Below are 26,564 nucleotides of genomic sequence, written 5' to 3'. Positions count from 1 at the left end.
TGCTGCTGGGTGAATAGTTACACGGTAAGTCCGCGGGCGGCCAGCTCAGCGCTTGCCTCGTTTACACGATCGTAGGCGATCTGGCCTTCGAGCCAGTGAGCCAACTCCTCCAGCCCGGCGTTGAACTCCACCTGCGGGTAGAAACCCAGCACCTGCTGGGCCAGCGAGATGTCGGCGTAGCAGTGGCGAATGTCCCCGACTCTATATTTACCTGTTATCTCCGGCTTCAGCTCCGGTTTGCCCATCACGGTGGCCAGTCGCTCACCAATCTCACGGATCGTATAGTTGTTGCCGCTGCCGACGTTAAATACTTTACCGGCAGCCTCCTCCTTCTCCATGGCCAAGCGGCAGGCCAGGGCCACATCGCGCACATGCACAAAATCGCGCTGCTGGTAACCGTCCTCGAAAATCATGGGGGAGTTATTATTCAAAAGGCGCGAGGCGAAGATGGCCAGCACCCCGGTGTAGGGGTTAGAGAGCGCCTGGCGTGTGCCATACACGTTGAAGAAGCGCATCGCTACGGTCGGGATATTATAGGCGCGGCCCACCATCAGGCACAGGCGCTCCTGGTCATACTTTGAGAGTGCGTAAACCGAGGAGAGCGACGGTGTTTTGGACTCGGGCGTCGGAACTGGCTGCAGCTGCTCTCCCTGCTCGTTGTAGAGTTCCCAGTCGGCGGCTTTGAGTTGCTCCAGCGGGCGCTCCTGCACCGTGGTTAACTCACCGGAAGGTGTTTTGCACATCCCCTCGCCGTAAATGCTCATGCTGCTGGCCACCACCAGTTTCTTCACCGGGTTCTTGATCAGTGCCTCCAGCAGCACCGTGGTGCCGATGTTGTTCACATCCGTATACTCGCGCAGCTCATACATGCTTTGTCCCACGCCCACCATGGCCGCAAAATGGAACACGTAATCCACACCCTCCAGAGCCCGGTCCACATCCGCCGGGTTGCGCACATCGCCTATCATCAGCTCCACCTCCTCGTGCAGGTACTCCGGCCTTTGGCAGTCTTTGCCGTGCACCTGCTCGCTCAGGTTGTCAAGCGCTCTAACGGCATACCCCTGCTGCAGCAGCTCGTCGGCCAGGTGAGAGCCGATGAATCCGGCTCCTCCGGTTATCAGTACTTTGTTTTTCATAGTTCAGTATTTAATCGCTGTTTAGTTTATAAGTATAGGTAAGGGCGCTGTTGCTGATAAAGTCCCGGGCCTGGGATGGGCGCTAGAATACCTGCGCCGTGGGCCTGAGGGTAAGTTGATTGACGGACACTCCCGGCGGTTGCCGCAGGGCATAAAGTATGGCGTCGGCCACCTGGCCGGGGGTTAAGGCGCCATAACCGATGCTTTCCACCGTCTGCACACCGGATAAAGTGTGCTCGAAGAAGGCCGTATCGGTTACGCCGGGCACGACGGTGGTAACGCGGACGGCGGGCAGCACCTCCTGGCGCAGCGTTTCGGCAATTACCTGCAGGGCGGTTTTGGTAGCGGCGTACACGCCGCCATACGGGTAGGCCTGCCCGGCCGCCACCGACGAAATGATGACCACATCGCCTTCCCCTGCCTCCAGCATCCCCGGCACAAAGGCCCGGATCATGCGCAGGGTGCCCATCAGGTTGGTGTTGATGACCTGCTGCCACTTCTCCGGGTCTCCTTCGGTAAGCTTCTCGTGTATGCCCTGCCCGGCGCTGCAGACAAGTATGGAAGGCATACCCAGTTGCCGCTGCACCTCCGCGTATAGCGCATCTACGGAAAGCGGATCGGTAACATCACAGGCTAAGGGTATTGTGCCGGCGGGAAGGTTAGCGGGCAGGTGCAGGTCGGCAATGGCGGTTTTTACCCCGCTCCCGGTAAGCTGCTCCACAAGGGCTCTGCCAATGCCTGAGCCGCCTCCACTTACTATTGCCCGTTTGCCGTATAAATCCTGCACAGTGTATCGCTAAATTTGTCCTCCTGGTTTAAAAAAGTGGGCGCTTAAAAACTTTTAGGTAGAACGTAGCAGAAGGAAATAGGGTTGTAGATGCTGCCGGCGGACTATATAAAATCAGGCTAATTATTATTCTAGCGCATGCCTGCGGCTATGTGTCCCCCATAAATCCTAAAATTTATACTTGGGGCATTGTACTGGAGAGGATGGCACATGAGTGTGTGCAGGTATAAATTGCAGGCTTGCCATCAAGTATAAACTTTATAACTTGCTCTCCCTTAGCCATTCGTCTTATGAATTTCCGGAAAGACATCCTGCTGCAGGACAGCCGCGTGCTGCTCCGCCCCTACGTGCCATCTGATTTACAGGAGCTGACGGCCATTGCCTTTGATGAGGACATTTGGCGCTATATGCCCACCCGCATCAGCAATGATGAGGAGCTGCGGGCTTGGGCCCATACGGTAGAGAATGGGTTTACAAACGGCACCCGCTATACATTCATGATCGTGGACAGTGCCACGGGGCAACTGGCCGGCAGCACGAGCTACGGCAACATCTCGCTGGCAGACAGACGACTGGAGATTGGCTGGACCTGGCTGAGCAGTGCCTTTAGGGGGACAGGGCTGAACAGGCACTGCAAGTTCCTGCTGCTGCAGTATGCTTTTGAGCAGTTGCAGATGGAGCGGGTGGAGCTGAAGACCGACGTGCTGAACCAGCGCTCGCGCCGCGCCATGCGCAAGATCGGAGCCACAGAAGAAGGCGTATTGCGCAGCCATACCCAAATGCACGACGGACGCCGCCGCGACACCATCTTTTATAGCATTCTAAAACCAGAATGGCCAGGCATCAGGCAACGTGTTTTCGCAGATCTTTCCCAGGCCAATACCTCCACCTGAGCAAAAGCAACCGCGGCAGCCTGTTGCGGGTAAGTATACTAGCACCAATACAAGCCTATACTTGAATTCTACCCCAAACCGCATTTTCCTGATCCGCCACGCCAAGCCTTTGGTGGAGCGCAAGGGGTATTTTAACGCACAGGCCGCCCGCCAGTACATCTCCGACTACGACACTGCCCTGGTGGAGGAGTTTGTGCTGCAGCACGAGGCCATCCCCTACAAGCAGATAAAGAAAGTATACTGCAGCACGCTGGTGCGCTCGCAGCTAACGGCGCGCGCCATTTTTGGGGAGGAGGTGGAACTGAAGATCGACGCCACCTTCCGCGAATTCGAGCGGCGCATTTTCTCCCTCCCCCTCCTGCGGCTGCCCATAAAGCTGTGGCTCCTGAGCGCCCGGGTGCTCTGGTTCCTGGGCTTCAACAGCCGCGACATCGAGACCTTCCGCCAGGCCCGCACCCGCGCCCGCAAGGCCGCCGAGCTCCTGGACCAGGACGCCCGCCAGAACCACACCACGGTGCTGGTGGCGCACGGGCTGCTCAACAACTTTATACTTCGGGAGCTCAGGCGCCTGGGTTGGCGCACAAGTATAAAAGGCGGGAACAGCTTTCTGGCCGTGCACCTACTGGAGTTAGAGAGTTGAGAAGGCAAATAATCAGCAAAATGAAATTTGTTGTGTAATAAACTAAACATTTAGTTTGTAAACTAAGTATATAGTTATACATTTACCACAGATCAACAGCCACTTATACGTTTATGAAAGAACTGACCAAAGCCGAGGAAGAGATTATGCAGGTGCTCTGGAAGCTGGAGCGGGCCTTTGTGCGCGACATCCTCGAGGAGCTGCCGGAGCCGAAACCGGCTTACAATACCGTGTCTACCATCGTGCGTATTTTGGAGGCGAAGGGCTTTGTGGACCACGAGGCCTTTGGCAAGTCGCACCAGTACTTCCCGCTGGTGCAGCAGGACAAGTATAAAAGCTTCTTTCTGAAAAACTTCATGAGCGGCTACTTCGGTGGCTCTTTTGAGAAACTGGTCTCCTTCTTTGCCAAGGACAACAACCTGGATGTGCAGGAACTCGACCAGTTGATGCGGCACGTAAAACAGGACCTGAACGAAAACGACCCCAACCATGGAAGCATTACTTAATTATACCTTAAAGGTGAGCATCGCCCTGCTGGCCTTGTACCTGTTTTACTTCCTGGTGCTGCGGGGCCAGAACAGCTTTCGCTTTAACCGGGCTTACCTGCTGCTGGCCCCCATCATCGCGCTGCGGCTCCCCTTCCTTCAGTGGCCTGCCCTACTTGCCCCGGATACCGCCGTGTCTGAAGTGCTACAGGCAGTGCGCCTCGCCGAGGTGGTGGTAACCGCTTACCGGCCCGAAGCTGCGGCGGAAGCTGGCGCACCACTCCCTTGGGCTCTCATACTTGAGATTTTATACTTTGCGGGGATGGCGGTGATCCTACTTAAAGTGGCGCGGCAGCTGTGGCAGATCCGGCAACTTAAGGCTACGGCCATACTTGCGCGGCAGGCCGAGGGCATAAAAGTATACCACCTGAGCAGCCACTACCCGGCCTTCGCCTTCGGCAAAAATATCTTCCTGAGCAGGCAGCAGGAGCAGCTACACGCGCAGGAGCGGGAGCAGGTGCTGGCGCATGAATTGGCCCACGTAAAGTATGGCCATACCTGGGATGTGCTGCTGTACGAAGTACTCTCAGCCATACTTTGGTTTCACCCTGCCGTGTGGCTTTTAAAGCAGGAGCTGCGCGATGTACACGAATACCAGGCCGATGCAGCTGTTGTCTCCAGGCACCAGGCGCAAAAGTATACGTCGCTGCTCTCCAGGGAAGCGCTGCTAAGTATGGGTTTGTCGGTGGGCAGCCACTTCACCAGGCCACAGGTGCTCAAGCGGCTGCGCATGCTGCAGTTGCAGGGCCAGAAACCAGGCTGGGTGCGCCCGCTACTCGCCCTTCCGCTGCTGGCTGGCCTGGCTTTTATACTTGCCCGCCAGCAAGCCACCGCCGAGAACCAAGGTATAACCGCTGCAGCAGACACATCAATCGCATCACCGACTACCCTTGTTCCAGACGTTGAGGTCGTTACTCCTGCCTCATCCGGAGAACAGCCTTATACATTTGTGGAGCAGATGCCCGTCTTTGAGGGTGGGGAGGAAGAAATGATGAAGTTCCTGGGGAAAAACATCCGCTACCCCAAACAGGCGCAGGACTCCGGCACCGAGGGTTTGGTGGTGCTGAGTTTTGTGGTGGAGAATGACGGAAGCCTACACGATATCACCGTCCTCAAGTCGCTGGGCGATGGCACCGACGAGGAAGCCACGCGGGTAGTTAAGATGATGGAAGGCAAGTGGAGCCCCGGCAGGCAAAACGGGAAAGCCGTGCCGGTGCGCTACACCATGCCCATTCGCTTCGCCATCCGGTAAAGTATAAATATTCCTTGCTTGAACACTTTTTTCAGCCTGTTCCGGGCTGTTACAGGAGAACTATTGCCTTTTCTCAAACCTTAAAACATATACAAACCATGAAAAACGCATTAAAACACCTGACCGCCGCCGTACTGATCAGTATGGCCACCATGGCCGCTGCCCCCGCTGCTATGGCACAGTCTACAGACAAACCTTATACTTATGTGGAGCAGATGCCCGTCTTTAAAGGCGGGGAAGCAGAGATGATGAAGTTCCTGGGATCCAACATTAAATATCCTGAAGATGCCGTGAAAGCCGGTGTAGAGGGGCTCGTGGTGCTCTCGTTCGTGATAGATGCCAGCGGCTCTGTAGGTGATGTAAAAGTGGTAAAATCGCTCAGCGGCAGCACCGACGCCGAGGCCACCCGCGTGGTGAAAATGACCGACGGCAAATGGCAGCCGGGCAAGCAAAACGGCAAGGCAGTTCCTGTGGTTTATACTTTGCCCATCAAATTCGCGATGAAGGATACGCCCAAAGATGCCACCGGGCCAGACAAACAGCCGCAGTTTAAGGGCGGCCAGGAAGCGCTGATGCGAACGATCAACCAGCACCTGAAAATGCCGGAGGAGGCAAAGCAGGAGCACCTGAACGCACGCGTAGTGGTGAAGTTTACCGTGGAGAAAGACGGCACCGTGTCCAACATCAAACTGGCCAGCACCAGGCTGAAGAAAACCGTGGGCCCCGACGCCAAACTCGATTACATGGATGCCTCCACCTTTAACCTGCAGAATAAAACCATACTTGCCAAGCTGGCAGAGGCCGCCGCAGCAGCCGTGAAAGCCACCTCCGGCCACTGGCAGCCCGCTACTAAAAACGGGGAGCCTGTGGCCGCTGAAATTGTACTTCCGGTGCAGTTTTTGGGTGGCGAGGCAGAGGGCAAAGGAGCCTTCCTGGTAGAGCCTGCAAAGCAGAAAGTAAGCGATTTAGACAAGGCATCGTCTACGGCTCCTTCCCGCCCGGGAAAAGAGATACCGGGAGAACTGGCAAAATTCTTTGGTAAGAACCTCCGCTACCCCGGTACTGACGCAGAAAGCCTCGTCGAGGTGAAGTATGAGGTGCTGGAGAACGGATCGTTAAAGTATGAATTCGGTAAGGGCCAGGACAAAGCGTTGCAGGATGAAGTGCTCCGGGTACTGAAGCTCGCCAGGGAAGAAGGGCTTATGAAGTATGACGGCCAGGGTCTGCAGCCGCTCGCTGTGAGGTTTAAAATCGATGATGGCACCACTAAGAAAGGGCAAAAGAGCACTGCCCTACTAGCCGATGTGGTCGTAACAAAGTATAAATAGCAAACATTTTATCCTTGGAGCATGGCCAGACCTTAAAATTCTGGTTGTAGTTACTCCATTTCACCCCTCCCCAGCCCTCCCCTAAGAACAGGGGAGGGAGCTTTCGGCAGATGATTGTCATCCCCCTACCCCCTTCCAAGGGGGACTTTTGTTCCTGCTCCGTCAGCGGTGGCTATCGAACTGATCCCAGTCTTTGGGTTGAGCGCCTATGCGAGTTTTTCCGGTGCCGAGCGCAAGTGAGGCAGCCCGAGGCACGAGGGCAGGAAAAGCTCCCAGCGCGATGCCCGAAGACGAGCCCTCTCGGGCTTGAGAGCACCAAAGTATGATGTGAAACAATAGGTTTGTAAATCTACAGGATCAGCAGTAGCTAGTAAGGATAGCTTCTATCGAATTACAGGAAGCAGCGGCAAGGGAAGTATGGCTAAAGTATAAAAAGGCACAAGCGGACGCTTGCGCCAGCCGAAGTATAAAGTATAACCAAAGTATAAAGCATGGCTTTTCAAGCCAGTCAAGTTACAAACTTGACCTCATCGTAGGATACAAGCCTGAAGACTTGCACCATGGAAAAAGGCAAGTATAATAACTACTCAAGTATAAATCGGGAGGAGAACTATAGCCCAAGTATAAAATCCGGCTCATCCCCGGGGGTAGGGGCCCTCTTTTGAATCCTCAAAATCGTCATTCAGCCAAAGTATAAAGTATGGCTCAAGCAGATTGGGAAGTCCGCAGCAGGTAAAGTTCCGGACACGGATGTACGGAACAGCAAAATAAGTTCTCCGCTTTTAATGACACAGCAAAAAGAAAAGCCATACTTTTGGATCCTTACTATTATCCAAGTATGAAAACATTTATAGTTGCTACTTTCTTTGCTGCAGCATGTATACTTTCTAATGCCGCTTCTGCCCAGGATTCAACAGCAGTCCCGGCAGAAGAGACCTGGACTTACGTTGAGCAAGTGCCCCGGTTTAAAGGCGGCGATGAGGCGATGTTCAGGTTTCTTGGCTCCAACATCAAGCTGCCGAAGAACCCGCCGGCTGGCACTGTTACCTTAAGCTTTGTTGTGGAGGTGGATGGCTCTATAAAAGATGTGGAGGTAGTGCAGCGTATCTCCCCGGAAGTAGACGCAGCCTGTCTAAAAGCCATCTATAAAATGAGCGGTAAGTGGGAGCCGGGTATGCAGAACAACAAACTGGTACCGGTACGCTTTACTGTTCCCATTGGCATTACGCCTGCCCCAGGCAGGAAGAAGAAAGAGCAAGAACAGCTCTAAAAACGATCGCCCCTACAAAATTTAATCTGTAGGGGCGATGGCCAGGCGTTAACCGGAAGTATAAAGTTAAAAACTCCAGTCCTCATTGATGATGCTCATGGCGTGGTGGGCCGTCATGTCGAACTGGCAGGGAACGATGGAGACGTAGTTGTTCACCAGCGCCCACTCGTCGGTGTCCTCGCCCTTGTCGTGGTTCACGAAGCTGCCCGTCATCCAGAAGTACTTGCGGTTGTGCGGGTCCAGGCGCTCGTCGAACTCCTCCTGCCACTTGGCGCGGGCCTGGCGGCATACCTTAATGCCCTTTATCGGCTCCTCGCTCCTCTTCGGCAAGTTCACGTTCAGGGCCGTGTTCTCCGGGATGCCGTGCTCGATCGCCTCGCGGATGATCTTCTCCACAAACTCCTCGGTATGGGTAAAATCAGCCCCGTGGCCGTAATCGCAGAGTGAGAAACCGATGGCCGGCAGTCCTTCGATGGCCGCCTCAATGGCCGCCGACATGGTGCCCGAATAAAGCACGCTGATGCTGGAGTTGGAGCCGTGGTTGATTCCGCTCACCACCAGGTCGGGCTGGCGGTCTTTGAGCACGTGGAACTTGGCCAGTTTCACGCAGTCGGCCGGGGTGCCGGAGCACTCGTACGCCTCCACGCCAAGGTCCTCTAAAGCAATGGATTTATCTAAGCGAAGCGTGTTACCAATGGTAATGGCGTGCCCCATGCCCGACTGCGGCGAATCCGGGGCCACTACCACCACTTCCCCTACCCGCATGGCCACGCGCACCAAAGTGCGTATGCCCGGTGCGGTAATACCGTCGTCGTTGGAAACTAAGATTAATGGTTTAGCCATTTTAACTATTTTAAGTTGATGTGTAACGAATTAAACGATTTTGTTCTTGCTGCTAATATACTACAACCCGCAGCTGCGCATCAAGGTTTATAAAATTAAATAACACCTAGACGGAGACAACCATGCTAAAGAATATAATTTATGCGGTGTTACTGGGAGTGGGCATGGCAGCTTGTCTTTCGCAGCAAACCGAAGACGAAGAGACGGCATCAGCCCCCGACATATCCCTGCTTCCTGACACCGCCGAAGAAGAAACCGCCCAGCCCGACCCAGCCCTATTTGTGGTGGAGAAGCAGCAGGTCGGGAATGTCCGGATCGGTATGCCCATAGCGCAAATGCGCGAGCAGGTGGCTGTGGGCCTAAGTATAAAAGACACCACGCTAAGTTTGGAAGGCACGCAAAGCACGGCCTATGTGCTGCGCCCCGAAGATCAGCCTAAGGGAATATTGGTAGAGCAGGCGTGTGAGGACGACTGTAACGTATGGCGCATTAGCGTGCTTAGCCCAACGTATGAAACGGCCAAAGGAATTGGCGTGGGCGCTACATATAGCGAGCTGCAGCAAGCCTACGAGATACATTCGGTCACTTTTGAAGAAGGCAACCTGGTAGCCATTGCACCGGAGGCCGGCATGAGTTTTATACTTGATCACGGCACCCTCTCCGGTAGCCAGATTTCCAGCATAAGTGCCGCCACCGTACCGGCTGATCTGCTTATCAGAAAAATCTTAGTATATTAGCAGGTTGCTATATTCATGGTAAATTCCTATACTTGCCACCATGGCTATACTTCGCGCAGGCTACAAATCAAAAAACTTCGGGTTGCTGCTGCTCCGGGTGGGCATCGGCGTCATGTTTATACTTCATGGCTGGCCAAAACTGGCCGGTGGCGCTGAACGCTGGGAGGCTGTCGGGCAGCACATGGAGCTGCTCGGGATCGGCTTCGCGCCTGTTTTCTGGGGCTTTATGGCTGGTTTTGCGGAGGTGGCCGGCGGTGCGCTGCTGGTACTGGGCCTGCTTTTCCGCCCCGCCGTTATGTTGCTCCTGGTCACGATGCTGGTGGCCACTCTGAAACACGTAGCCGGCGGAGACAGCTTTGGCGGCTACTCTCACTCTCTGGAGGCAGCCATACTTTTCGCCTCGCTCCTCTTCATCGGTCCCGGCAAGTATAGCATCGATTATAAGTTCTTCCAGAAAGATAAAAGCAGAGGCCGCAGGTATTATGCCTAGCTCCCTGAGAAAAAGTAAGATCACACGCTATCATCTCAAGACGCAACCAATCCTTGCGTCTTTTTTATTTCCATACTCCCCAACTCTCTAACTCCTAAACTCCCCAACTTTCTAACTTTTTAACTTCCCAACTTTCTAACTGCATAGTTTTTCTTATCATTGCCAATTGTTCAAAAACAGCTACACCATCCTATGCTCATAACCTTACTACTTGCCACCCTGCTCAGCACCGGTACGCCAGCCCAAGGCAAACCCGACCTGAAAACGCCTTACGAGCAAGGCAACGGCAACCAGACCGCTACTTACGAGGAGGCCATCGCGTGGTACCAGAAACTCGACGAGGCCTATGACGAAGTGAAAATGCTCCCTTACGGCATGACCGACGCAGGACGCCCGCTGCACCTGGTGATCGTATCCACAGACAAGGATTTTGACCCGGCCTCGATCAAGCAAAAGAACAAACGCGTGCTGCTGATCCAGAACGGTATCCACCCGGGCGAGCCGGAGGGCATTGATGCTACGATGATGCTGGCACGCGATTACCTGCAAAACAAAAAGCTGCGCAAACAACTCGATAATGTGGTGCTGGCCATCATTCCGGTTTACAACATCGGCGGCGCCCTGAACCGCAACAGCCACACGCGCACCAACCAGAACGGACCCGAAGTATACGGCTTCCGGGGCAATGCCCGCAACCTGGACCTGAACCGCGACTACATTAAAACCGACTCGCGCAACGCCCAGACCTTCCACCAGATCTTCCGGGAGTGGGACCCGGATGTGTTCATGGACAACCATACGTCCAATGGGGCCGATTACCAGCACGTGATGACGCTCATCGCCACGCAGCACAACAAACTCAGCCCCACGCTGGCCAAATATCTTTCCGGTAAAATGGTGCCTACGCTGTACGAGGGCATGAAGCAGGACAAGTTCCCGATGGTGCCCTACATGAACCACGCCGGCGATACACCAGACCAGGGCATCATCGGCTTTATGGAGTCGCCGCGCTATGCCACCGGTTATACCACGCTTTACAATACGATCGGCTTTGTACCCGAAACGCACATGCTCAAGCCCTTCGACCAGCGCGTGAAGGCCACCTACAAGCTGATGGAAAATATGATCGAGACCATCCACCGCGACGCGGACGAGATCGGCAAACTGCGCCAGCAAGCTAAAGAGCAGACACTCACGCAAAAGCAGTTTGCGCTTAACTGGAAGCTCGACACCACTAAAGTAACGCAGATCCCGTTCCTGGGCTACGAGGCAAAGTATAAACCCAGCGAGGTAAGCGGCCAGGAGCGTTTATACTACGACCGTAAGTCACCCTACAGCAAGAAGATCAATTATTACGATGAGTTTGTGCCGACCGTGACGGTGGAGAAGCCTGTTGCTTACATTATCCCGCAGGCCTGGCATGAGGTGACTGAGCGCCTGAAACTGAACAAAGTACACATGCAGCAGTTAAAGCGCGACACTACCCTAACGCTGGACTCCTACTACATCACCGACTATAAAACCAGCCAGCGCCCTTACGAGGGGCACTATTTACACTCAGAAGTACAGGTGGAAACCCGGCGCATGCCGCGCCAGTTCTTCAAGGGCGATTACGTGGTGTACCTCAACCAGGAGGCCAACCGTTTTCTGGTAGAGACGCTGGAGCCGCAGGCCGTGGACTCCTACTTCAACTGGAACTTCTTCGACTCGATCCTGATGCAGAAGGAATACTTCTCGAGCTACGTATTTGAGGACCTGGCTGCCCAGTACCTGAAGCAGAACCCCGAGCTGCGCAAGCAACTGGAGGCGCGCAGAAAGCAGGACCCCGAGTTTGCCAAAAACGCCCGCGCCCAGCTCGACTTTGTGTACCGAAATTCGCCGCATTACGAGTTCACCCACCAACTCTACCCGGTGGGCCGCCTGATGCAGGAGGTAAAATTGCCGCTGTAAAGTATAAGCAAGTATAAAGTATAGAAGCCACTCCTGAGGGTGGCTTTTTGCATTTCATGCAGCTCCAAAGTATAAACCTGCAGCAACGGCTGCCGGAAAAAAACTGAACCATCTGTAGTGAATTCCTTGTTTTGATAGTAGTTTTGCATGTATATACATTAATTATCAACACAACTATAACTTTAATGAGTCTTTTACAGCATTTGAACTGGCGCTACGCAACCAAACGCATGACCGGGGAGCGCGTGCCACAAGAAAAAGTGGACTATATACTGGAGGCAACCCGCCTGTCGGCTTCCTCCATGGGCTTGCAGCCTTATACTATCCTGGTAGTTGAGAACCCGGAACTGCGCCAGCAGATCCAGAAGGTGGCCTACAACCAGCCTCAGATCGTGGAGGCATCGCACCTGCTTATTTTTGCGGCCTGGAACAACGTGACCGAAGCAGAGGTAGACGAGTATATGCAGAACATTGCCGACGTACGCGGCATACCTGTAGCATCGCTGGCTGACTTTAAAGCCAGCCTGATGAATGGCGTGGTGAGCCGCACACAGGAGCAAAAGTACGAGTGGTCTGCCCGCCAGGCCTACATTGCCCTGGGTACTGCCCTGGCTGCCGCTGCCGAACAAGGTGTGGACGCTACGCCGATGGAAGGCTTTGACCCGGCCGCGCTGGACGAACTGCTTAACCTGAAGGAGAAAGGCCTGCGCAGCGTTACGTTGCTGCCGCTTGGCTACCGCCATACCGAGGCTGATTTTCTGGCCACAGCCAAGAAAGTGCGCCGCGACAAGGAGCAGCTCTTTGTAACGCTGGACTAAAGTATAACACGAGCATTTTATAGAAACAGTAAAGGCTACCGAAGCGGTAGCCTTTACTGTTAGGGTGGTTTTTATACTTCAAGTGGCTATTTACTACTATGGTGAAGTTGTAAACCCGCCCCCGCCCCTCCCTGGAGCTGGACCGTTAAGTTCTATATACACTCCTGTTAAAACCTCTGTCATTCTGTTAAGAATCTTGGTTAAAAAAGAGGGCCCCTACCCCCGGAGCGGAGGTTAAGCCACTGCTACCGGCGGGGGTAGGGGCCCTCTTTTACCAAGATCCCCCGAAACAAGTTCGGGATCCGAGACTTGCAGGATGACAAAAAACGTAGAACTTAACAGCCCCGCCTCTCTAAGGAGAGGTTAGGGGTAGGTTCATCGCAACTTAGATTTTATACTTCTATCTCCCCTTTCAGATAGGTTACTGCCTTGCCCGTGATTTTTACTCGGTCGTCCAGAAACTCGCACTGCAGCGCTCCCTGCCGCTTCGAAAGCTGCCGGGCGGTCATCGTCTTTTTCCCGAGCCTTTTACTCCAATAAGGCGTCAGCGAAGTATGGGCCGAGCCGGTAACAGGATCTTCCGGGATGCCTACCTGCGGGCAGAAGAAGCGTGACACGAAATCCACCTCATCGCCAGGCGCTGAAACAATAATGCCCCGGGCCGGCACCGTGTTGATGAGCGCAATATCGGGGTTGAAGGCCTCCACATCCGCCTGCGAAGTATAAATGAGCAGATAATCGGTCTTGCCTTGGTAGGTTTCCTGCGGCGCTTTGCCCAGCGCAGTGATCAATGCCTCCGGGGTTTCGGCGGGCTCCAGCACGTCTGCCGGAAAATCCAGGGTCAGGGCATCGCCGTTCTTCTCCACCGTTAGCACGCCACTGCGGCGCGAGAGGAAAGTAATGGTGGAGGAAGTATGGCTGCCGTACTGGAACAAAACGTGCGCGGCGGCCAGGGTGGCATGGCCGCACAGGTCCACCTCTACCGTAGGCGTAAACCAGGTGATCTCATACTTTTCCCCTTTCGGCACCACAAAAGCAGTTTCGGCCAGGTTGTTCTCAGCAGCGATCTGCTGCATCGTTTCGTTAGGCAGCCAGGCATCCAGCACGCACACGGCGGCCGGGTTTCCGCCAAATACTCTATCGGTAAAGGCGTCGATCTGGTATAGTTTTATCTTTTTCATGCTGATGAAGTCTCTGGTGAAAATCTTCACCTCCAAGGTAGCAAAAAAGTCCTGCCTACCATACTTACCGCGCTCCGGCATCAACCTAAAGTATACTTCTGAAAACTTAGTAGCCGCTGCGTTTATACTTAGCGAATAAATGAACCATGGACCCCTATCAAAGTAAAACAAACTATAAACGCATGTGGATGGATTTACCTACAGGATTTGAACGGATGATGGATTTTGGCCTGGTGGAGGCTTTGCTGGGCCGACGCTCGCGCCGTTTCTTTAGGGGCGCCGAGATTCCGGACGGGGTTTTTGCCTATAAATCGAAACATGCGCCCGTGCCGCTTTCTGACTTGGAGAAGCTGCTGGTAGTGGCGGCCTGCGCCGGCAACACCAGCTGGCACCACCTCATCTACCGGGCCGGGCGTTATGCCCCACACCTGTCCAATTACGCCGGCGCTGCCGGAGGCCGTACTTTTCCCTCCGCTGCGGGCTTCCATACCAGCATGACGTTTTTTACCGACGACGAGGGCGTTTACGTGCTCGACAACCGCGATGCCCCCGCCAGCGCAGACCGTGATGCCGAGGGAAAACTAAACCTGGAGGACGTGGTGCATGCCCTGAAAACCCAAGCCAGGAAGCTGCAGAATGGACGTGTGGGTTTACCCTGTGAGGTGCCTTACGTGGAAGCACATAATACCTGGGTCGTCAACAAGCCCGGCACGTTGCTGGTCATACCTGTGGGAGATTTGTCGCAGCACGTGCTGCTGGCCATCTGCTATATGTTGCAGAACGGTATGGTGCTCACCGACGACATCCACAAGCGCTCCATCCCCGGTATCGAAAAGTATAGCCGCCTGGCATCTCCGCAGAGCGTTTGGCCGATCACGTTTCTGGAGCAATGGTCGATGGCGGAGCTGACGGCAGAACTGAGCACCAGTTGCTATGCCGGCGCCCTGATGCTGCAGGCTATGGGTCTGGGCGGCTGGATGTTCAATGGCATAGACCCTTTCAGTATGCTGGGAGCCAGCGGCAACCCGGCCGTGCCAGGGCTCGGGTTCCGTTATGATACTAGCGAAAGCTGGCCCTATCCTAACCCTACCGGCTTAAACGGCGTGATGGAAGGCTATTGCCCACCGCATTACCCCGACATGCGCGCTGCCGTGGAGGCTGTCTGCAACCGGAAGTTTAGTCAGGGAGGACCTTTCCACGCGGAAACACCCGGTCCCTGGAAAGAGTCCGGAAAGGTAAGGAGCGCGGCTGAGGTACACTCCGAAGAATTCAGGGAATGCTTGGCGCTTCAGGCGCAGTATATCTACGATACCTTTGGCAAATTTCCCGGCACGGTGCCCTCCATCTTTGTGATTACCTATCTGCAGGCCCACCACCTCGATCTGGACTTCTACGACACGTTCTACAAGCCGGGCTCCTACCTAAAAACACACGCCGATCATATGGCCAACTGGCATTAATCCTCCTTGCTCCCGCCTATAGACCATCACCTAACCATAAAATAAATATTGCGTTATATAGGCATCTGAAAGTATAAAGGAGCTATGAAAAAGAAATACCAGGATCTTGAAATTGACGAAGATCTGGAGCTGGAGCGTAGGACCTGGACCATACAGCGCATTGTTTGGGGACTGATGCTGCTGATTATCCTGGCGGCCCTGCTCGGCTTTACCGGTGATGGCGGATTGCCGGGCATCAGCAAGAAAACGAAAGCTACAGCCTCGCAGCACATGACGCTGGAGTACGAGCGCTACCTGCGCCACCAGGTCCCGAGTGAGCTGAAAGTAACGCTGCAGCAACTGCAAACCTCTGAGCCTGCTATTCGATTCAGCACCGATTTCTATAAGGAACAACGAGTAGAACAGGTAGTGCCCGAGCCGGAAAAAGTGCAGGTGGGCCCCGAAGGGATAACCTATACTTTCAGTGTAGAGCAGGCACAAAGCCACATCATTTTCTATGTAAAGCCCCTGCATGCCGGTAATCTCAGCTTCACTGCCCACGGCCCTGCGGGCGAGGCAATTGCTGTTTCCCAATTCGTGTACCCATAACCCTAGTAAAGTATGGAAACCATCATCAGAGGGATTATACTATACGTCTTCCTGCTCATCATTTTCAGGATAAATGGCAAACGCGCCCTGACGGAGGCCACTGTCTTTGACTTTGTGCTGCTCCTGATCATAGCCGAGACAACAGAGCAGGCACTCCTGACTGAAGACCACTCCGTGACGGGCAGTATGCTGCTCATCATCACGCTGGTAACGCTGGATATTTTGATGTCGCTGCTGAAACAGAAGTTCCTTCCGATGGAAAAGCTTATAGATGGCGGACCGCTGGTACTTTTAGAGAATGGGAGGCTGCTGCAGGACCGCATGAAGAAGGAGCGCGTGGACGAGGCAGACATCCTGGAGTCGGCGCGCGAAATGCAGGGCCTGCAGCGGCTCGACCAGATCCGTTATGCCATTCTGGAGAAAGACGGCAAGATAACCATCATCCCGAAAGAATAGCAAGCCGGAAGCCAGCAAGTATAAAACCTAGGTTGCGCTTTACTACTTTGTTGAAGGTGTAAACCCACCCCTGCCCCTCCCAAGAGGGGAATTTCCAGGGCCATTGTTGGTGTTCTCACCAACAATTTGATAATCAGGAGGCTTTATACTTGCTGGTGAGCACACACAGCAAGTATAAACATTGCATCGCCGGCAAGTATAAAGTATAAACCCTTCGTAGGACCGGTAGGCAAAGTATGGCTTCGGCTTAAATTTGCTGCTTGTACTGCTCAGACCCTTAGCGAACCACGGAAAGCTCTGGCGGCATAATAAGATTGCGCGCCGTTGTGGTACAGGAAAACCTGGTCGTAGCGGCGGTCGCAGAAGAGGGCACCGCCCAATTCCCGTATCTTGGCAGGCGTTTGCACCCAGCTCGATGTCTTTAAATCGAAGCTTCCGAGTTTTTGCAGCTGCCGGTATTGTTCTTCTGTCAGTAACTCTATGCCCATGGCAGCAGCCATATCCACGGCGTTGTGCGCTGGCCTATGCTCTTTCCTTGACTCCTGCGCTTCCCGGTCGTAACAAACGCTTCGGCGGCCTTTGGGGCTCTCCGCCGAGCAATCGTAAAACATGTACTCGCCCGTCTGTTCATCATACCCCACCACATCCGGCTCTCCGCCGGTTCTCTCCATCTCCTGCAGCGACCACAGTTTTCCGGGGTTGGCTTCCAGCCGTGCCTGTACTTCCGGCCATGCCAGCTCCTTGTGGCGGTTCCTGTTCTTCTCGAAGCGGTTTTTTAACGTTTGGAGTAGTGCTTCGTGCTGTTCTGGTTGCAGTTCCTTTTGATTTGCCATTGTTGTGCAGGTGGTAATAGATTGAGGGTTGGGTGGGATGTTAGCGGTTTTGTGTAGCCGAAGCCCTTAGCACAGCAATGGGTTACGGCTGCACCGGGTTACGGGGTAGTAATTCTACTTTTAGAGCTCAATAGAGATTTTCACTTTTCCGCCCAATCCTTTTTCAACAATGTCGAATAAGGTTTTGAGCGTCAAGTTACTTCCGTCGTTTTCAACTCTGGAGATGTAGGTTCTTTTCTTGTCTATAATTTCCCCTAACTCCTGCTGAGTAAGATGCCGAGCTTCACGGGCCTTTTTCAGCTCAAGCCCGATTTTAAACGATTCGAACTCCCTTTCAAGGTTATCGCGTCGCTCTGTGCCTTTTACTCCGTACACTCTGTTCTTGATATCTGCCCAAGAACTAACTTCTCTTTCTTTATCTTTTCCCTTCATAATATTCAGCCATTAATTGTAGTGCCTTCTTGATTTCTTTCTTTGGTGTTTTCTGTGTTTTCTTCTGGAAGCCGTTAAGTAAAATAACCAGCTTGCCTTCGTCGAAAAAACAGAACACCCGCCAGATGTTGGAAGCAAGTTGTACGCGTGCTTCATAAAGTCCATCTGTGCCTGTCAAGTGCTTCAGGTAATTTTGAGGCACCCGCTCAAGCGTTTCTATCGCTTCCAAAATCCTGAATATCTTGTCCTGCACCTTAACGGGTTGCTCCTTCAGGAAATCTTCAAAGTAGTTTTTGTAAGCGATGATTTCTCTGATCTTCTCCATCTGCTGTACTTTCAACAGTAAATGTAACTTAAAAGTTACTATAAATTACAAAAAAATATACCTTTATAATTCCTTATTCTCCATGACGGATTTGGCTAAACAGTGGCGTAGCTGCCTAATAGGTGTGGTTAGCGGCTGACTTTTATTCAAAGTATTTATTATACTTTTCCGTAAGGTTTAATTATTGCCTAACAAATCATATAATTTGAATAAGTACTCTTCTTTTCTCAACTCAACCGAGTCACAACCAAATTCAACAGTCTTGTAGGCTACATATTTTTGATTTTTCATCTTCAATATCAGCCGTGTGCCAGAAGCTTTCTTAATGGTGTCTCCTAAACTAATAGACTCATAAATACCAGTATCTTCCCCAAATAAGTAAAGGGTATCTAGGTTATTTTGAAAATTTTTTAACACAACTTTTGGTACAGAATGGTCAGACTTATCGAGATACTTCTTCTGAATAACACCTTCAAATTTCAATTTATTAAAGTCTTCATTCCATTTACAATCAGTATAGTTTGAACTTGGTACACAGAAATAGACTGGTAGAATAAAAACTCCGAAAAATAGTAGGGTTTTATACTTACTCCATATCTTTTTCATTTTCTATTTTAAACTCAGGCTTACCGCTAACTAAAGCATAACAGAAACTCTACTCCTGCTATCCTCCCAAATCCGGCGGCTAAACGGAACTGGGCTAGTCAATACTATATATAAATTTATAAATGCAAATCCAATAATTATTTTAAAGTATAAAAGCCACCCCGGATGGAGTGGCTTTCTTGTTACTGCCAAAGTATAAAATTCTACTCTTTCAGGTAGGCCGAGTACATCCACACCGATTTCTCCTGCTCCCGGATGTAGTCGCTCATCAGGGCGTTGGTACCCTCGTCGTTGACCTCGGCGGAGAGCGCCAGCAGGTCCCGCTCCCCTTCCAGGAGCGCCTTAAAGCCGTTGAGCACTTCCTGCACCGCCTTATCGCCGTCCGAAACGTTGGCTACCTCTTTAATGGTAGCGTGCTCCAGGTATTCTGAAAAAGAGTGGAAAGGCGTGTGGCCCAGTGTCAGGATGCGCTCGGCGATCTCATCCACCTTCACAATGGCGTCAGAGTAAAGCTCTTCGAACTTGGCGTGAAGCTCAAAGAATTTGTCGCCCTTAATGTTCCAGTGGAAGCCACGCGCGTTGATGTAGAACAGCTGGTAATTGGCCAGCAGGTTATTCAATTTAGCTGCGAGCTGTTTCGCCCTGTCAGCGTCAATCCCAATCAGGTTTCTATTAGCCATAGTTTTTAGTTCTTTTATATATGAAATATTGTTTGCATCTAAAGTAGCCAGCCTGTTTGTTAGGCCCAATGACAATGTCATCGGTGGCCACGCTCTCCCATACAGACAAGCCATCATATAAACAACTACGGTTTACGGGGAATGTTTGCAGCATTTACTTTAGCATGGAGGCCGAGTAGGGGTTGGAAAGCAGCTCCTCAAACAGCTCCCAGCGCTTCTGCGGGTTTTGGTCGGTGCCGCCGTTACGCTCTATGTACTGGCGCACCAGTTCTTTGCCCAGGTTATAATTGATCACGTAGCTGCGGTACTTGTCCATGAAGCGGGTGCGCTGCAGGGCGCGGTCTTTTTGGTAGAGGTTATACTTCACCAGCATATCGGCGGCCTCCTCGCGACTGATCTCCCCGTTCAGGTAGCGCCGGGCCGCCTCGTTTCCGGCAAAGTCCAGCTGCCCAATTTTGGCAAGTATGCTGTAGTAGCGGTCGGCCTCCGCAGCGTTCAGACCAGCCAGCGGGAACAGCACTTGTTTTTCAAACTTCAGGCGCTCCTCTGCCGGAAAAGCCACCTCGATGCCGTAGTTGGCGCTGCCCTCGGCAATCAGGCTCTGCGGGCTGAAGAGCGGGTAAATCGAGTACTCTTTCCAGCCTTTTTTATCCACCAGGTTCTGCTCCAGCAGCACGTTAAACACATGGTGCCCCGGATAGCCCTCATGCGAGGCCAGGTCGATGGCGCGCTCGATGTAAATCGGGAAATCAGTGTTGATCTGAATGAGGCTGTAGCCTTTTCCCTGGTAGTAATTGTAGCCTGACCAGGCTTTGTCCGTCACGAACTCCAGCTTAAAGCTTTCCTGCGCTGGCAGTTGGTAGTGAGCTTTGGTGCGATTACGGGCTTCGGCAATGGCGGCTTTAAACACGGTGTCCAGTTTGGCTTTGGGTATCTCAAACTGCGCGCGGTAAGCCTCCCAGCGCTCGCTTATACTTCCCTTCCCCGGCAACTCACGGTCTATCTCAGCAAGTATAGAATCAAAGTGAGCGAGCTCGTAGTGCGGCGGCTCGGCATCGTAGAGCAGTTTGGCTTCTTCATCAAAGCTATACTTTTTGCCCTGCATCATCTCCACTTTGGTGATAGCGGCCAGCACCTGCTTTTGGAACATCGCCAAGCGGCGCTGCTCGTCTGCAGACAAACCTACGGTATCCTGCGCCTGCAACTGCTCCTGTATCGCTCTAAATTCACTTAGGAATTCTGCTGCCGGAAGCGAGTCTGCAGCGGGCTCCGTCGGCTTCCACTCCTCCGGGCCATAGTAGGCATCCACGATGTCGCTGTCGTACTGGCCCAGTTGGAGCAGGGTTTTCACGTAGCGCTCAGCCAGTTGGTCCATGGTGGCTACTTCAGTGGTTTCTGTTTGGGTGGAGGTGCAAGCCCAGCAAGCTACGGCCAGCAGGAGCAAAAATGCTTTTTTCATAGGGGGGTTTGAGTTGAGTATGAAAGAAAGGATTGGGAATTATACTTAGGAAGAAATTTTCTGATGCAGGCATCTGCCTTTCCCTGATTCAGCGGTTTCAATAACATACCGCCAGTTTGAGCGCAGCGGTAACTGGTGGATAGCATGCCGCCAGTTTATAACTGGCGAAAGTATAATTCTGAACACAGCCAGTTACAAACTGGCCCCACCGTAAGCTACAAGTTGCGCTGACGCTAAACTTGCAGCATGAAGTATGGCTTTGTTTAAAGCAGGCCGACTGGCGGAAAAACATAGGCACAAGCGAACGCTTGCGCCTATAAAGTATAAATCTTCACTTCCCTACACATCCACCGAGTCATACACGATCACCTTCGACCACAGGTACGAGTAGTTCTCCACGAACTGCAGGTGAACGGGGTGTTTCTGGTAGACTTCCTGCTGCTCCAGGTTATCGAAGAACAGTAACCACGACACGGCGTAGTCCCGCTCAATCACATCGCGGTTGGTAGTGGCAGGCACACCTATTTTAGCCAGGCGTATTTCCTTGATGGCCTTCAGCGTGTTCAGCCCCTCTATCAATTTGGCTTTGTCTTCCGCGGAGTCCGGGTTGTAGAGCCAGAAGTATACATGGTGCACAAAGTTGTTTTTAGGCTTTTTCTGCGCACTGGCAAACAGGGGCATCAGGCCCAGCGCACCGGCAAAGGATAGAAAGGTCGTGCTTCCGAGGAAGGATCTTCTGGATAGCTTTTTCATGTAGTCTGATTTTCGTGATTTATCAATCTATACTTCACGGCACCTAGGCAGATTCCCCGATGCCGGAAGTGCGCGGTAAAGTATAATTAGGCAAGCCGCACCACCTGCCCTGTCCGCACGGACTCGTCGCAGGCAAAGGCGATGCGCAGGCTGTTTACCGCGTCCTCCAGGTGCTCTGTCAGGTCCAGGCCTTCCTGTATGGCTTTGAGGAAAAAGCGCTGTTCCCGGTTGCAGAGTTCCTGGTGATCCGGCTCGTCCTCCAGGTTTATCCAAGTATCCTCTTTCAGGAACTGGTTATTTTTATCCACGTCGGCATGGTGGAAACGGAGCGCCTCGGTCTGGGTATGCGCCGCCACCGAATCCGACTTTCCGGCTCCGCCTGCGTCTCTCGCCACAATCGACACACAACCCTTCGGCCCGATCACATCCTTGATAAAGAAGGCCGTTTCACTCATCATCGGTCCCCAACCGGCCTCGTACCAGCCCACTGAGCCGTCTTCGAAACGGATCTGCAGCTGGCCATAGTTGTAGTTGTCCTCCGGGATGTCGTCCGTAAGCCTTGCCCCAATAGCGCTCACCTGCACTGGCTTGGAGCGCGTCATCTGGCACATCACGTCGATGTAGTGCACGCCGCAGTCCACAATCGGACTCAGGCTCTTCATCAGGTTGCGGTGCACGTCCCACATGCGGCCGTGGCTTTGCTGATTCAGGTTCATGCGCATCACCAGGGGCTTGCCCAACTCCTGGCTTAGCGAGATAAAGCGCTCCCAGGAAGGGTGGTGCCGCAGGATGTAGCCCACCACTACTTTTTTGGCCGCGCGCCGGGCTGCTTCAACTACCCGCTCGGCACCCGCCACGGTGTCTGCCAGCGGTTTCTCTACAAACACATGGCAGCCCTGCTCCAAGGCTTTAATAGCATAGGCTTCGTGGGTATCTGGGTAGGTAGAAATGCAGACCGCGTCCGGGCGGGTTTCGCGCAAGGCTTCCTCATAGTTACTGAACAGGGGGTAGCCGCCGCCAAGTTGCTCGTTCAAAACTTCTTTGCTCGCGCCGGTAGAAACCAGGCCGCAGATTTCGAAGCCATCCATAGTATGGTAAGCCAGCGCGTGCGAGGCGCCCATGTTACCACAGCCTACTACCAGTATGCGCAAGGGCGCTGTTCCGTGGGGCATAGTATACATCTTATCGTTTGTTTTAACCTTCAGGGTGAGAATCGTCCTTATACGTATAAATATAGGAATTATGACAAAACAAACAACAACTACTTACTTCCTGCAGCCCCACGGCCACATCCCCAACAACCCGCAACTGCCCTTGCTGGTATATGCGCAGATGTTTCCGGAGAAGGATGACCTGGTGAGCCAGTTTAAAGAAGCCTTTCAACAAAACAACTGGCGCGGCAGCTGGGTAAACGGCGTGTTCAGCTACCACCACTATCACAGCACATCGCACGAGGTGCTGGGCGTAACGGCAGGTTCGGCCATACTTATACTTGGTGGCCCCGGAAGCGAAGAATTAGAAGTAAAAGCCGGCGACATGCTGGTGCTGCCGGCAGGCACAGGCCATTACCTGAAATCCTCCGCCGCTGGTTTCGAGGTAGTAGGCGCCTACCCTGCCGGACAGGAAGCTTACGACATCTGCACCGAAAAAGACAACCCCGAAGAGAAGAAGAAGCACATTGAAAAGGTAAGTTTGCCCACTGCCGATCCGGCGTTCGGAGAAGAAGGTCCGCTGCTGCAGCACTGGAAGCAGCGGCAAGTATAAATTCATACTTGCGTAAAATCACCTCACCAGCCTTAAGCCTGTACTTGAATAACAGCCAGTATCCCTATATTTGTTAAGAACTATACTTACATCTTTTCTACGCAAACAGAATCGCATGAAGAAAACATCCTATCTGTATACTTTGCTGGCATCTGCTATACTTGGCTTTAGTAGCTGCAACAGCACCATTTCCTCCTCTACCTCCACCAGCGCCACCACCAACGCCATAGCCGCTGCCACCCAAGCCACTGCCCCGGAACTTGACCTGGCGGGCGTCAAGGCTGCCTACATCAGCTACTGCTCGGGCTGCCACGGCGAGGAACTGGAAGCTTTTGCTGACCGCAAATGGAAACACGGCAGCACCGACGAAGACCTGTTCAAGGCCATCAAGCACGGCTACCCGGACGAGGGCATGCCTGCCTTTGCCGAGACGTTTTCCGATGAGCAGCTAAACGGGCTGGTGGCCTACATCCAGCAGGGTATAAAAGGGATCAAAGCCTATGATTTTGGCAGCGAGAAAACTGCTGAGGCCGTGCAGCAATCCGAGGAGCAAAAGTTCCGCCTTGATACGGTAGCCACTGGTCTGGATGTGCCTTGGGGCATGGCCTTTTTGCCGGGTGGCGAGATGCTGATCACAGACCGCTCGGGTATACTCTACCGCCTCTCTAAGGATAGGAAACTGCAAACAGTAGAAGGCGCGCCGAAGGTGCTGGCACAGGGGCAGGGCGGTTTGCTGGATGTGGAACTGCACCCTGATTTTGCCAAGAACAACATCCTCTACCTCTCCTACTCTGCGGTGAAAGAAGAAGGCGGCCAAACGCTCTCCTCCACCGCGGTAATGCGCGCCAAGCTAAACGGCAACAAGCTTTCGGAGCAGAAAGTAATTTTTGAGGCCCTGCCCTATAGCAAAACCCGCCACCATTACGGCTCTAGGCTGGAGTTTGATAAGGACGGCTACCTGTACATTTCCGTTGGCGACCGCGGCAACCACGATGAGAACCCGCAGGACCTGGCGCGCCACGCCGGCAAGGTGCACCGCATTAAGGACGATGGCAGCATTCCGTCGGATAACCCGTTTGTGAACAAGCAAGGAGCTGTGGCCAGCACCTTCTCCTACGGCCACCGCAACATACAAGGCATGGCACTGCACCCACAAACCGGCCAAGTATGGACACACGAACACGGCCCGCGCGGTGGCGACGAGGTAAATATTGCTGAGAAAGCCAAAAACTATGGCTGGCCGGTTATCTCCTACGGCATCAATTACAACGGCACCGTGCTGACCGAGCTTACCAAGAAAGAAGGCATGGAGCAGCCGCTGCACTATTGGGTACCTTCCATTGGTCCGTCAGGGATGGCTTTTGTAACCGGCAGCCGCTATAAAAACTGGGAGGGCGACCTGATGGTGGGCTCGCTGCGCTTCCAGTTCCTGAGCCGCCTGAAAATGGATGGCACCAAAGTGCTGGGCGAGGAAAAGCTGCTGAAGAATATCGGCCGCGTGCGCGACGTGAAAATGGGACCGGATGGCTACCTCTACGTAGCCGTGGAAACACCAGGCACGATCTACAGGCTGGTGCCGGTGGAGTAAGTTTATACTTGCTCCGGCAAAAAGCAAAAGCCGCAAACACCCTGGAGTGTCTGCGGCTTTTAGTGTTTTAAGGTGAGATAGGTGCTTATACTTCTTCCTGCTGCTGTAGGTTACATTTAGTCCGTTTCCTGCCATTGTTGGTGTTATCACCAACAAAGTATGGCTTAATACATTGCTGGCTGGCCTTTCTTCGGGGTGGAGATGCGGATGAACTCGCGGATATCCTCGTTGGCTTTTACCAGATCTTCTTTGCGCAGGTACATCATGTGGCCGCTGCGATAGCCTTTATAGCTCAGGCGGTCTTTCAGGCGACCGCTGGGGTCGAGTTGCCACATGCTATACTTGGCGTTGAAGTAGTCGGTGGCGCCGTCGTAGTAGCCAGCCTGGAACAGCACGTGCAGGTAGGGGTTCTGAGCCATGGCCTGGCGCAGGTTCTCGCCGGTATTGTTGTTATTGCTGTTCCACGGGTGCACCGGGCCAAACATGTTATACTTCACGTCAGTCTTATACTTGAGTTCGTCGCGCAGGTACATGTTAATAGCCGGCGTAAAGGAGTGCAGCCAAGAGGTTAGCTCGGCGTTAAAATCGGGCCGTACGCCGGCTTCCTGACTGTCAAGGCCCTTGTAGCGGGAATCGAGGCGGCCAACGGTATAGCCCTGGTCGCGCAGCAGCTCTTTCCAAAAAAAGCTGGGGGGCACGTCGAGGTTGTGCTGCAGTATGCTTTGCTCCGAGATGCCAGCGTAGCGGGCCATCTTGGCGGCAATCTGCTTTTTGTGTGCCTCCTCCAGGAAACCACCCCGGGCAATGGCCGGGATAAGTTCGTTGATGGTGAATTCCTCTACCTCGGGTAGCAGGTCGGTCAGGTCTTTTTGCTGCAGGTCTTGCGGCAGTTTTTGGTGATACCAGGCCGTGGCGGCAAAGTATGGCAGGCGTAGCGCCGCATCCACCGGGCCGTTACGCTCAATGCCCAGCTCCGTGGGTGACACCAGGATCACCCCGTTCAGGTACATCCACTGCGAATTCTGCAGCTCATGGGCCAGGCCCGCCACGCGCGTGGTGCCGTAGCTCTCCCCGATCAGGTATTTGGGTGAAGCCCAGCGGCTTTTGCGCGTCACGAAGGTGTTGATCCACTCGGCCAGGTACTTCACGTCGGCCTGCACCCCGAAGAATTTTTCCTTCAGCTTATCTTTGTCCACGCCCTCGGCCATACGCGAATAGCCGGTGTTTACGGGGTTGACAAACACGATGTCGGCCACATCAAGTATGGATTCTGGGTTCTCGCGGAAGCCGTAAGGCTGCACCGGGTAACCTTCGTCATCAATGTTGAGCAGGCGCGGGCCGGTGTAGGCAATGTGCATCCACACCGAGGCAGAGCCCGGGCCACCGTTAAAGGAGATCACCAGCGGGCGCGTGGAACGGTCTTTCACATCGGAGCGCTCGTAGTAAGTATAAAACAGACCGGCGATGGTTTTGCCATTTTCGTCCCACACGGGCTGGGTACCAGTGATAGCGGTATAGGGTACCCGCTGCCCCTTAATGGTTACCTGGTGTTTGGTCGTAACGGTGGAATCAGGGTGGATGGCGCGCTGTGCCGCCGCCGGAAGCACTACGATGGACAGAAGTATGGCCAGTGCCAGAAGCTTTCTCATTTTCAATTTAGTATACTATAGATTCAAAAATCAAACCTAACGCTGATGCGCGGTAAAAGGAATCTACAATATAGTGAAAATGAAATAGAGAAAGTGGGGAG

General features: G+C 53.3%; 28 protein-coding genes. 15 read left to right on the top strand and 13 right to left on the bottom strand.

The annotated features are described in order from the left end of the window. Positions 1-17: 17 nt before the first annotated feature. The gene (locus A3841_RS09160) at positions 18-1,136 is read right to left on the bottom strand and encodes an NAD-dependent epimerase/dehydratase family protein (RefSeq protein ID WP_073852031.1); all 1,119 of its coding nucleotides are present in this window, start codon (positions 1,134-1,136) and stop codon (positions 18-20) included. A gap of 82 nt (positions 1,137-1,218) precedes the next feature. Continuing rightward, entirely contained in the window at positions 1,219-1,923 is a 705-nt protein-coding gene (locus A3841_RS09155; RefSeq protein ID WP_073852030.1) for an SDR family oxidoreductase, read from the bottom strand. Between the two features lie 290 nt (positions 1,924-2,213). On the opposite strand from A3841_RS09155, the gene A3841_RS09150 reads away from it, so the two are divergent. The 6 genes from A3841_RS09150 to A3841_RS09125 all read left to right on the top strand — a co-directional run bounded on the left by A3841_RS09150 (position 2,214) and on the right by A3841_RS09125 (position 7,851). After that, positions 2,214-2,816, top strand: coding sequence for a GNAT family N-acetyltransferase (locus A3841_RS09150; RefSeq protein ID WP_073852029.1), 603 nt, complete (start codon positions 2,214-2,216; stop codon positions 2,814-2,816). A 61-nt stretch (positions 2,817-2,877) separates the two neighbouring features. Beyond that, on the top strand, positions 2,878-3,456 hold the full coding sequence (locus tag A3841_RS09145) for a histidine phosphatase family protein (protein ID WP_073852028.1): 579 nt from the start codon (positions 2,878-2,880) through the stop codon (positions 3,454-3,456). A 113-nt stretch (positions 3,457-3,569) separates the two neighbouring features. Further along, complete coding sequence (locus A3841_RS09140; RefSeq protein ID WP_073852027.1) at positions 3,570-3,962, top strand: BlaI/MecI/CopY family transcriptional regulator; 393 nt, start codon at positions 3,570-3,572, stop codon at positions 3,960-3,962. Then, positions 3,946-5,253 carry a M56 family metallopeptidase gene (locus tag A3841_RS09135; protein ID WP_073852026.1) on the top strand — a complete coding sequence of 436 codons (1,308 nt, stop codon included), beginning with the start codon at positions 3,946-3,948 and terminating at the stop codon, positions 5,251-5,253. Before A3841_RS09140 ends, A3841_RS09135 begins: the two co-directional genes overlap by 17 nt. 98 nt (positions 5,254-5,351) lie before the next feature. Further along, a complete protein-coding gene (locus tag A3841_RS09130; protein ID WP_073852025.1) occupies positions 5,352-6,581 on the top strand; it encodes a TonB family protein in 1,230 nt (409 codons plus the stop codon). Between the two features lie 838 nt (positions 6,582-7,419). Further along, entirely contained in the window at positions 7,420-7,851 is a 432-nt protein-coding gene (locus A3841_RS09125) for an energy transducer TonB (protein ID WP_083610282.1), read from the top strand. Between the two features lie 66 nt (positions 7,852-7,917). Here A3841_RS09125 and surE read toward each other — a convergent pair whose 3' ends face one another. Then, complete coding sequence (gene surE / locus A3841_RS09120) at positions 7,918-8,694, bottom strand: 5'/3'-nucleotidase SurE (protein WP_073852023.1); 777 nt, start codon at positions 8,692-8,694, stop codon at positions 7,918-7,920. A gap of 122 nt (positions 8,695-8,816) precedes the next feature. Between surE and A3841_RS09115 the strand changes: the two genes are divergently transcribed. The 4 genes from A3841_RS09115 (at position 8,817) to A3841_RS09100 (ending at position 12,689) form a co-directional block, all read left to right on the top strand. Further along, entirely contained in the window at positions 8,817-9,431 is a 615-nt protein-coding gene (locus tag A3841_RS09115; RefSeq protein WP_073852022.1) for a hypothetical protein, read from the top strand. Positions 9,432-9,471: 40 nt separating this feature from the next. Beyond that, entirely contained in the window at positions 9,472-9,921 is a 450-nt protein-coding gene (locus tag A3841_RS09110; RefSeq protein ID WP_073852021.1) for a DoxX family protein, read from the top strand. 192 nt (positions 9,922-10,113) lie between these two features. Next, entirely contained in the window at positions 10,114-11,871 is a 1,758-nt protein-coding gene (locus A3841_RS09105; protein WP_073852020.1) for a M14 family metallopeptidase, read from the top strand. Between the two features lie 185 nt (positions 11,872-12,056). Then, complete coding sequence (locus tag A3841_RS09100; RefSeq protein WP_073852019.1) at positions 12,057-12,689, top strand: NAD(P)H-dependent oxidoreductase; 633 nt, start codon at positions 12,057-12,059, stop codon at positions 12,687-12,689. Positions 12,690-13,081: 392 nt separating this feature from the next. Here the strand turns inward: A3841_RS09100 and A3841_RS09095 are convergent, their stop codons facing one another. Then, positions 13,082-14,041 carry a PhzF family phenazine biosynthesis protein gene (locus A3841_RS09095; RefSeq protein ID WP_317042480.1) on the bottom strand — a complete coding sequence of 320 codons (960 nt, stop codon included), beginning with the start codon at positions 14,039-14,041 and terminating at the stop codon, positions 13,082-13,084. 17 nt (positions 14,042-14,058) lie between these two features. Between A3841_RS09095 and A3841_RS09090 the strand changes: the two genes are divergently transcribed. From A3841_RS09090 to A3841_RS09080, 3 genes are all read left to right on the top strand, one after another. Continuing rightward, entirely contained in the window at positions 14,059-15,330 is a 1,272-nt protein-coding gene (locus A3841_RS09090; protein ID WP_073852625.1) for a hypothetical protein, read from the top strand. An 84-nt stretch (positions 15,331-15,414) separates the two neighbouring features. Next, on the top strand, positions 15,415-15,918 hold the full coding sequence (locus A3841_RS09085; protein WP_073852018.1) for a hypothetical protein: 504 nt from the start codon (positions 15,415-15,417) through the stop codon (positions 15,916-15,918). Between the two features lie 12 nt (positions 15,919-15,930). Continuing rightward, the gene (locus tag A3841_RS09080; RefSeq protein ID WP_073852017.1) at positions 15,931-16,374 is read left to right on the top strand and encodes a DUF421 domain-containing protein; all 444 of its coding nucleotides are present in this window, start codon (positions 15,931-15,933) and stop codon (positions 16,372-16,374) included. Between the two features lie 269 nt (positions 16,375-16,643). On the opposite strand, the gene A3841_RS09075 is transcribed toward A3841_RS09080, so the two are convergent. The 8 genes from A3841_RS09075 to A3841_RS09040 form a co-directional block, all read right to left on the bottom strand. Further along, positions 16,644-17,207, bottom strand: coding sequence for a DUF4256 domain-containing protein (locus A3841_RS09075; protein WP_073852016.1), 564 nt, complete (start codon positions 17,205-17,207; stop codon positions 16,644-16,646). Positions 17,208-17,327: 120 nt separating this feature from the next. Further along, a complete protein-coding gene (locus A3841_RS09070) occupies positions 17,328-17,639 on the bottom strand; it encodes a helix-turn-helix domain-containing protein (protein ID WP_073852015.1) in 312 nt (103 codons plus the stop codon). Then, positions 17,623-17,964, bottom strand: coding sequence for a type II toxin-antitoxin system RelE/ParE family toxin (locus A3841_RS09065; protein ID WP_073852014.1), 342 nt, complete (start codon positions 17,962-17,964; stop codon positions 17,623-17,625). The genes A3841_RS09070 and A3841_RS09065 overlap by 17 nt, the downstream gene beginning before the upstream one ends. Before the next feature lie 177 nt (positions 17,965-18,141). After that, the gene (locus A3841_RS09060) at positions 18,142-18,570 is read right to left on the bottom strand and encodes a hypothetical protein (protein WP_073852013.1); all 429 of its coding nucleotides are present in this window, start codon (positions 18,568-18,570) and stop codon (positions 18,142-18,144) included. A 203-nt stretch (positions 18,571-18,773) separates the two neighbouring features. Continuing rightward, positions 18,774-19,250, bottom strand: coding sequence for a Dps family protein (locus A3841_RS09055; RefSeq protein WP_073852012.1), 477 nt, complete (start codon positions 19,248-19,250; stop codon positions 18,774-18,776). A gap of 154 nt (positions 19,251-19,404) precedes the next feature. Beyond that, positions 19,405-20,709: a DUF885 domain-containing protein gene (locus A3841_RS09050; RefSeq protein ID WP_073852011.1), complete on the bottom strand. Its 1,305-nt coding sequence runs from the start codon at positions 20,707-20,709 to the stop codon at positions 19,405-19,407. A gap of 339 nt (positions 20,710-21,048) precedes the next feature. Beyond that, the gene (locus tag A3841_RS09045; protein ID WP_073852010.1) at positions 21,049-21,462 is read right to left on the bottom strand and encodes a Dabb family protein; all 414 of its coding nucleotides are present in this window, start codon (positions 21,460-21,462) and stop codon (positions 21,049-21,051) included. A gap of 86 nt (positions 21,463-21,548) precedes the next feature. Further along, positions 21,549-22,634, bottom strand: a complete 1,086-nt coding sequence (locus A3841_RS09040) for a Gfo/Idh/MocA family protein (protein WP_073852009.1) — start codon at positions 22,632-22,634, stop codon at positions 21,549-21,551. A 70-nt stretch (positions 22,635-22,704) separates the two neighbouring features. On the opposite strand from A3841_RS09040, the gene A3841_RS09035 reads away from it, so the two are divergent. Both A3841_RS09035 and A3841_RS09030 read left to right on the top strand, forming a co-directional pair. Next, positions 22,705-23,226, top strand: coding sequence for a cupin domain-containing protein (locus tag A3841_RS09035; RefSeq protein WP_073852008.1), 522 nt, complete (start codon positions 22,705-22,707; stop codon positions 23,224-23,226). A gap of 115 nt (positions 23,227-23,341) precedes the next feature. Continuing rightward, positions 23,342-24,814, top strand: a complete 1,473-nt coding sequence (locus tag A3841_RS09030; protein WP_073852007.1) for a PQQ-dependent sugar dehydrogenase — start codon at positions 23,342-23,344, stop codon at positions 24,812-24,814. A gap of 164 nt (positions 24,815-24,978) precedes the next feature. On the opposite strand, the gene A3841_RS09025 is transcribed toward A3841_RS09030, so the two are convergent. Then, entirely contained in the window at positions 24,979-26,463 is a 1,485-nt protein-coding gene (locus tag A3841_RS09025; protein WP_073852006.1) for a S10 family peptidase, read from the bottom strand. Positions 26,464-26,564 lie beyond the last annotated feature (101 nt).

The sequence above is a fragment of the Pontibacter flavimaris genome, from assembly GCF_001907195.1.
In the GTDB taxonomy this organism is placed as follows: domain Bacteria; phylum Bacteroidota; class Bacteroidia; order Cytophagales; family Hymenobacteraceae; genus Pontibacter; species Pontibacter flavimaris.
The sequence above is the reverse complement of the archived record's forward strand: the minus strand, read 5'-3'. Positions and strand labels throughout refer to the sequence as shown.